We start from the raw sequence: 7479 nt of genomic DNA, 5'->3' as shown, positions 1-7479 counted from the left end.
GACGGACGTCGAGCTCGCCGCATAACCCCAGCAACCCCGAACCACACCAAACCCGTCAGGGGCGCCTTGACGGAAGACATAGAGGCACCCCCCCGGGGCCACCCACCCCTCAGGGAGCCACCCGCTTCCCCGAGAGCCCCCACCCTTCCGGCAACCACCCACCTCCCCGAGAGCCCCCACCCTTCCGGCAACCACCCACCTCCCCGAGAGCCCCCGCCCTCCGGGATCCCCTCGCCCTCCGGGAACCGGTCCCACCCACCCCTCAGGGAGCCACCCGCTTCCCCGAGAGCCCCCACCCTTCCGGCAACCACCCACCTCCCCGAGAGCCCCCGCCCTCCGGGATCCCCTCGCCCCTCCGCGAACCCCTCGTCCCTCCGGAAGCCACCCACGTCCCCGCGAGTCCCTTGCCCCTCTAGGAACCACCCCGCCCCCGGGAACCTTTCGACCCCCGGGAACCCCTCGCCCCTCCGGGGAACCGGGGTCGCCCCCTACCCTTGGGGCCATGAACCACGCTCAGGTCACCGCTCTCGGTCGTGCTCTCCGGCTGCTCGGGGAGCACGGGGAGGCCCTGAGCGCCGACACGCCCGACGCCCGGCTGCACGAGGTCAAGGCCGATCTGCGGCGCGCCCTGGAGCTGCTGGACGAGAGCGTCGTCGGCGCCACGCCCACCACCCGCTGCGCCGAGCATCCGAACGGTCCGGTCGACGAGGCCGCCCCCGACCTGTGTCTGCTGTGCGAGACCCGCCGCCGGGCGGCCCGGCGCGCCGAGTACAACGGCCCCGCCCCGCAGGCCCCGTACACCCCCGCCCCCTCCACCTCCCGTTACGGCACCCGCGCCGACCGCCCACTGCCCCAGCAGCGCTGGCTGCCGGAGCTGTGGAACGGCCAGGAGTGGCACCTGTGCGGGACGCCGAGGCGGGACCGTCGCGAGGCCGAGCTGTACATCGCCGCCCTGCGCCGCGGCTCCCGGCCCGCGATGGCCTACCGGCTCGTGCACGAGTTCACCGACTACGAGGTCCTGCGCATCTGGGGCACCCCGGTGAAGGTCGACATCGAGCCGCTGGGCAACCTCTGAGTCACGCCTTGGCGGGGGCGGCCTCCGGGGCCTCCGGGGTCTCCTCTGCGACCTCGGCGACCTCGGCCGTGACGGCGTCCTTGCGCTTCGGGATGAAGGCGGCGAGGAGGAAGGCGACCAGGGCCGCGCCGGCGCCGATGGCCATGACGACCTTGAAGCCGTTCTCCGACGGGAGGGCGTAGCCGCCGAAGTCGGTGGTCATCTGGGCGAGGATCACACCGGCGATGGCGCTGGCGAAGCTGGTGCCCAGGGACCGCATCAGGGTGTTGAGGCTGTTGGCCGCGCCCGTCTGGGAGGGGTCGACCGCGCCCATGATCAGGGCCGGGAGCGCGCCGTAGGTGAAGCCGACGCCGGCGCCGATGACGCAGGACACCAGGACCAGGTGCCAGACCTCGGACATGAGCAGGATGTTCAGGCCGTAGCCGGAGGCGACGATCAGCGCGCCGATCATCAGGGTGACCTTGGGGCCCTTGGACTTGGTGATCCCCGCGGACAGCGCGGACATGACCATCATGACCAGGCCCTGCGGGGCCAGCACCAGGCCGACGGTCAGCATCGACTTGCCCAGCCCGTAGCCGGTCTGCTCGGGCAGCTGCAGCAGCTGGGGCAGGACCAGGGACATCGCGAACATCGAGAAGCCGAGGGCGATCGAGGCGAGGTTGGTGAAGAGCACCTGGGGCTTGGCGGTGGTGCGCAGGTCGACCAGCGGCTGCTTCGCCTTCAGCTCCCACCAGCCCCACGCCGCCAGGATCACGACGGCGGCGCCGCCGAGGCCGAGCGTCGTACCGGAGGTCCAGCCCCAGTCGGATCCCTTGGACACGGTCAGCAGCAGCGAGACCAGTCCGGCCGACAGTCCGAGCGAGCCGACGAGGTCGAAGCGTCCGCCGACCCGGTTCTGGGACTCCGGGACGAACGCCAGGACGAGCAGGAGGGAGACGACGCCGAGAGCGGCGGAGGTCCAGAAGAGGATGTGCCAGTCCCAGTTGTCCGCGATGAACGCGGCGGTGGGCAGACCGAGCGCGCCGCCGACGCCGAGGGAGGCGCTCATGACGGCCGTCGAACCGGCGAGCTTCTCGGCGGGGACGGTGTCCCGCAGGATGCTGATGCCCAGCGGCACCACGGCGGCCGACAGGCCCTGCAGGGCACGTCCGATGATCATCGGGACCAGGGAGTCGGCGAGCGCGCAGACCACCGAGCCGGAGATCAGCAGCACGATGCTGGTGAGCAGCATCCGCCGCTTGCCGACCATGTCGCCGAGCCGGCCGACGACGGGGGTGGCGACGGCGGCGGCGAGCAGTGTGGCCGTGACCGCCCAGGCGGTGTCGGAGGCGGGCGCGTCCAGCAGCTTGGGCAGTTCGGGGACGATCGGGATGACCAGGGTCTGCATCAGCGAGACGACGATCCCGGCCAGGGCCAGCACCGCCACCACGGCGTTCGACCTCGGCGGGGCGGATGCTCCCGCCGCAGCGGGTCGGGCAAGGGCGTCGGACATGACAGGGCCTCCGTCGGATCCACGAGGATTGAACTGCTTGACTCAAGCAATCTTATGCAGATTGATTGAGTTAAGCAAGCGAATTCCTTCACACCCCCGCCCACAGCCCTTGACCAGGGAGAACACGAAGAAGGTCGGGCCCCGAGCCGCAGCTCAGGGCCCGACCGGGCTAGGCCCGACTGAGCCGGGGCCTGACAGGGCCGGGTCCTGACAGGCCCCAGGACAGGACAGGGCTCAGCTGAGGGTCTTCAGCGCGGCGGCGTCGTAGGGCTTCAGCTCGTCGAGACGGCCGTCGAGGACCTTGGCGGCCCACTCCGGGTCCTGCAGCAGCGCCCGCCCGACGGCCACCATGTCGAACTCGTCGCGCTCCAGCCGGTCGAGGAGGTCGTCGAGGCTCTTGAGCTGGGCGCCCTCGCCCGCGAACCCGCGCAGGAAGTCGCCGTCGAGGCCGACCGAGCCGACGGTGATGACGGGCTTGCCGGTGAGCTTCTTCGTCCAGCCCGCGAGGTTGAGGTCCGAGCCGTCGAACTCCGGAAGCCAGTAGCGGCGGGTGGAGGCGTGGAAGGCGTCGACGCCGGCGGCGGCCAGCGGCGCGAGGACGGCCTCCAGCTCCTCCGGGGTCTCGGCGAGCCGCGCGTCGTACGCGTCCGACTTCCACTGCGAGTAGCGGAAGATGATCGGGAACTCGGCGGAGACGGTCTCGCGGACGGCCGCGACGATCTCGGCGGCGAACTTCGTACGGGCCACGAGGTCGCCGCCGTAGGCGTCGGTGCGGCGGTTGGTGCCGGCCCACAGGAACTGGTCGAGCAGGTAGCCGTGGGCGCCGTGGAGCTCGACGCCGTCGAAGCCGATGCGCTCGGCGGCCGCGGCCGCCTCGGCGAACGCGCCGATGACGTCGTCCAGGCCCCGCTGGGTCATCGCCTTGCCGACGCCCTCGGTCCCGTCGAGACGCACCCCGGACGGACCGACGGCCGGAGCGTCCGCGTACGGCGGCTCGCCCTGGTTACGCACCATCCCGATGTGCCACAGCTGCGGCACGATCTTCCCGCCGCCCGCGTGCACGGCCTCGGCGACCTTCGCCCACCCCGCGAGCTGCTCCGCGCCGTGGAACCGCGGCACCCGGTCGCTCTGCCCGGCGGACTCGTGCCCGACGTACGTCCCCTCGGTGACGATGAGGCCGACACCGGCGGCGGCGCGGCGGGCGTAGTACGACACGACGTCCTCACCCGGGATGCCGTCCGGCGAGAACATGCGCGTCATGGGCGCCATCGCGATGCGGTTCGAGACGGTCAGTCCGTTGATGGACACGGGCCGCGAGAGGATGTCGGCGGCGCGGGACGGGACGGGCTGGGTGACGCTCACGTTGGCTGTCTCCTCGTGACGGTGGACCGATGGACCGGTGGACCGGTGGGTATGTGCACATGCATACAGTGCTCGTCAACGACAACTCCCCCGGCGTCCGCGCCATTCCGGCCGCACCCCGAAACCCCCTGTGATCCCGACCACGCGCACCGAACCGCACCCGAGAATGTACGCATGCCAAAACCCCGGCCGGTCCCGCTGGAAGAGTCCTCCGTCGTCGCGAACAACACGATGAACCGCGAACGCGGGCTCACCGGGGTGAACAGCTACGCCCGTGAACTGGGCGTCGACCTCCTGTCCCACCTGGCGCACCGCCCCGCCCCCTCGTGGCTGGACCTCTGCAGCGGCGAGGGCCGCGCCCTGCGGGAGGCCGCCCCCGCCCTGCCCGCCGACGCGGTCCTCACCGCCGTCGACCTGGTGGGCCCGCTCGTCCCGCGTCCCGCCCCGCCCATCCTGGAGGAGGTCGTCGCCTCCGTCTCGTTCTGGACCCCGACCCGGACCTACGACCTGATCACCTGCGTCCACGGCCTGCACTACGTCGGCGACCAGCTCGGCCTGCTCACCCGGGCCGCGTCCTGGCTGACCGAGGACGGGCTGCTCCTGGCCCACTTCGACCCGGAGTCGATCCGACGCTCCGACGGCTCGGCGGCCGGACGGGCGGCCGTGACCGCGCTACGGGCAGCGGGATTCACCTACGACCCCCGGCGTCACCTGCTCACCCTCCGAGGCGGCCGAACCGTCGAACTCCCCTTCACCTACGTCGGCGCCGACCCCGACGCCGGCCCCAACTACACAGGCCAGCCCGCCGTCGCCTCCCACTACACCTGAGAGCCGGGCCCCTCGGTTCAGCGCGCGCACCCTCTCCCGCAGGAGGTCGGCGGCGGACACCTCGCCGGGATCCTCCGGCCCTCGGCGTCCCCACAGGGCGTCGGCGAGCTGCGAGGCCACGACGAAGTTGCAACGACCCAGGTCGACCAGGGCGAACCGATCGTCCTGCACGGCCGAGACGGGGTCGAGCCGCAAGGACGGAAGGCGGATTCCCACGTCCCGCAGGGCGGCTCGCAACCGCTCCAGAGCCTCGGGTGCACTGCGGGCGGCCCGCTGCTCCTCGGCCGCCGTCTCTGTCGTCTCCATGGGGCTGTTCCTCCACGCTGAGTGTTCGTGTTCTGCACACAGCGTGTCCGCCAGGCTCCTAACCTGGCCAGAGGTGAAGAACCAACAACCCGTCCTGTGTGACAGGGAGTCGCCATGCCAGGCCCGAAGGACCTCGACCCGTCATCGTCGCCACGAGCCCTGTTGGGTGCGGAACTGAGACACGCACGCGAGAATGCCGGTCTCAGCCAGGACGAACTGGGCCAACGATTGTTCGTGAGCGGTTCGTTCATCGGACAGTTGGAAGCAGGGGCGCGGCGCATGCAGCCGGAGTACGCGCGGATGCTGGACGAAGCCCTGGGGACGAAGGGATTCTTCGCGCGGAACTGCAAGGCGGCGGCCAAGTCGAAGTACCCGGAGAGCTTCACGGAGGCCGTGGAGGCGGAGGCCATCGCCACAGTGATCAGGCAGTACGCATCACTTCTGATCCCTGGACTGCTCCAGACGCCGGCGTACGCACGAGCCGTATTTCGCGCGTATCGGCCGACGGCTCCCGAGGAGGAGATCGACCAGCTGGTGGCGGCTCGCATCGAGCGAGCCCACGTTCTCGCCGATCCAACAAAACCGTTGTTGTGGGCGGTGCTTGACGAGGCCACGTTGCGCCGAGTGACAGGTGGAGCTGCGGTGATGGCGGAAGCCCTGCGTCACGTCACCGATCTGGTCCGCGAGAACCGGGTGATCGTCCAGGTACTGCCACTCAGCGTGGGGGCGCACTCTTCCATGGAAGGCGCCATCAAGCTGATGGACTTCGAGGACGCCCCGCCCCTGGTCTTCTTGGAGCACGTCGGCACCGGACGCCTGGAGGACGACCCGGCCACCGTCAGCCGCCAGAGGCGCGCCTTCGAACTTCTCACAGCCTCCGCACTCTCCCCGAAAGACTCCCTGGCCCTCATCGAGGCGATAGCGCAGGATTACGCCCATGAGGAGCATCAATGAGTACAACCTGGACGCAGCTGCCTGGTACAAATCCAGCTACAGCGGGGGCAGTGGCGCCGACTGTCTGGAGGTCGCCCGCTGGCGCAAGTCCAGCTACAGCGCCGGGGGCGGCAATGATTGCCTCGAAGTAACCCCCGGCCACCCCACCCTCGTCCCCGTCCGTGACTCCAAGGCCCCCCTCGGCCCGAAGCTCGTGTTCCGGGCGGAGTCATGGTCGGCGTTCGTCGAAAACCTCAAGGACAGCTGATCCGCACCCGCCCGAAGCTCAAACGTCCAGCGTCGAGCCCTCTTTGCAAGGAACGGGTGGAGGGTCTCAACCCACCCTCCCGCCCGGTGAGTTGACGCGGAGCGACCGACTTGCCACGGAAGGTCACCACGCTCTAGCGTGCGCATAACGAAGCAGCCCCCGCCCGGTGCTACCAACACCGACGGGGGCTTGACCTACTAGATCGATCGAGAGTCGACCTGTGGCTGACGCCAAGCTTAGTGCTACCCCCCTGCCCGCGCACGCGGACCCGCACCCGATGGCCAATCCGGGTTACGGAAAGCGCGCCGCCCCGGGACAACTCCCCCGCACCAACCACGACTTCACGCACCTTCCGCCCCGCGAGGCGGCCATCGCCGCGTACGTCGACCGGTTGCCCGACGGCACCGACATCTCCGTGAAGACGCTGGCCAAGCAGCTCCCGTACGGACAGTGCGCCCTCCGCACAGCCCTCAACCGCATCCAGCAGGCCGGGCATCTGAGGCGGGGCCGGGAACGGATGGAGACCGCCTCGGGCGAAGTCCCGCTGGATCACCCGAACTTGACATCCTCCCCCTCTTAAAAGAGGGGGATTCCAACCCGTTTGGGTTGAGGTTCACGGACGTTCTTCGACCGCGTGGGCGGTGTCGTCCCTCCGGCACCGGCTGTCCGCCGGGGGCGAGGGATCCCGCCCTGTCCTGCCGCGACGTTGTGGCTTGCGTTGGTGTCCGCGTTGCAGGTGAAACCGCAGGACACACACTCGAAGTCGGCTTGGCTCTTGCGCGACTTCTTCTCGATCCACCCGCAGGCACTGCACCGCAGACTCGTGTACGGGGCGGGAACGTCCTCGACCCGGCCGGGGGCCTTGTGCCCGGTGCGCTGCCGGAGCAGGCCCCATCCCTGGGCGAGGATGGACCGGTTCAGCCCGGCCTTCTGCGCCACGTTCTGGCCGGGCTGCTCCACGGTTCCCTTCGCGGAGCGGGTCATGTTCTTGATGTTCAGCTTCTCGAAGCGGATCAGGTCGTAGGTGCGGGCGAGCATGGTGCTGGTCTTCTCGCACCAGTCCTTGCGCCGGTTCGCCTCCCGCGCCTTGAGCCTGGCGACCTTCGCGTGCCCGGCCGCTTTGGCTTCGCTGCCTTTCGGCGCGCGGGCGGCACGCCGCTGGTGCTTGCGGATCTGTGCCCGCTCCTTGACGGTGAGCTGCGGGCAGTTCAGCTT

At 70.1% G+C, this 7479-nt stretch carries 7 protein-coding genes and 1 pseudogene; 5 read left to right on the top strand and 3 right to left on the bottom strand.

The features are described from left to right. Window positions 1–502 precede the first annotated feature (502 nt). Complete coding sequence (locus ACIBAF_RS48920; protein WP_399473290.1) at window positions 503–1075, top strand: hypothetical protein; 573 nt, start codon at window positions 503–505, stop codon at window positions 1073–1075. A gap of 1 nt (window position 1076) precedes the next feature. On the opposite strand, the gene ACIBAF_RS48915 is transcribed toward ACIBAF_RS48920, so the two are convergent. Beyond that, on the bottom strand, window positions 1077–2567 hold the full coding sequence (locus tag ACIBAF_RS48915) for an MFS transporter (protein ID WP_399473288.1): 1491 nt from the start codon (window positions 2565–2567) through the stop codon (window positions 1077–1079). A gap of 234 nt (window positions 2568–2801) precedes the next feature. Then, window positions 2802–3929: an NADH:flavin oxidoreductase gene (locus tag ACIBAF_RS48910; RefSeq protein WP_399473286.1), complete on the bottom strand. Its 1128-nt coding sequence runs from the start codon at window positions 3927–3929 to the stop codon at window positions 2802–2804. Between the two features lie 174 nt (window positions 3930–4103). Here ACIBAF_RS48910 and ACIBAF_RS48905 point away from each other — a divergent pair, with 174 nt between their 5' ends. The 4 genes and pseudogenes from ACIBAF_RS48905 to ACIBAF_RS48890 form a co-directional block, all read left to right on the top strand. Continuing rightward, entirely contained in the window at window positions 4104–4757 is a 654-nt protein-coding gene (locus ACIBAF_RS48905) for a methyltransferase domain-containing protein (RefSeq protein WP_399473284.1), read from the top strand. A gap of 420 nt (window positions 4758–5177) precedes the next feature. Then, window positions 5178–6017 carry a Scr1 family TA system antitoxin-like transcriptional regulator gene (locus ACIBAF_RS48900; protein WP_399473282.1) on the top strand — a complete coding sequence of 280 codons (840 nt, stop codon included), beginning with the start codon at window positions 5178–5180 and terminating at the stop codon, window positions 6015–6017. Then, window positions 6001–6264, top strand: a complete 264-nt coding sequence (locus ACIBAF_RS48895; protein ID WP_399473280.1) for a DUF397 domain-containing protein — start codon at window positions 6001–6003, stop codon at window positions 6262–6264. Before ACIBAF_RS48900 ends, ACIBAF_RS48895 begins: the two co-directional genes overlap by 17 nt. A 277-nt stretch (window positions 6265–6541) precedes the next feature. After that, a pseudogene (locus ACIBAF_RS48890) lies at window positions 6542–6790 on the top strand (hypothetical protein); the annotation flags it as partial. Between the two features lie 50 nt (window positions 6791–6840). Here the strand turns inward: ACIBAF_RS48890 and ACIBAF_RS48885 are convergent. Continuing rightward, the coding region (locus tag ACIBAF_RS48885; RefSeq protein ID WP_399473278.1) for an RNA-guided endonuclease InsQ/TnpB family protein at window positions 6841–7479 on the bottom strand (639 nt) is incomplete at its 5' end.

Source organism: Streptomyces sp. NPDC051677 (genome assembly GCF_044453465.1).
In the GTDB taxonomy this organism is placed as follows: domain Bacteria; phylum Actinomycetota; class Actinomycetes; order Streptomycetales; family Streptomycetaceae; genus Streptomyces.
The sequence above is the reverse complement of the archived record's forward strand: the minus strand, read 5'-3'. Positions and strand labels throughout refer to the sequence as shown.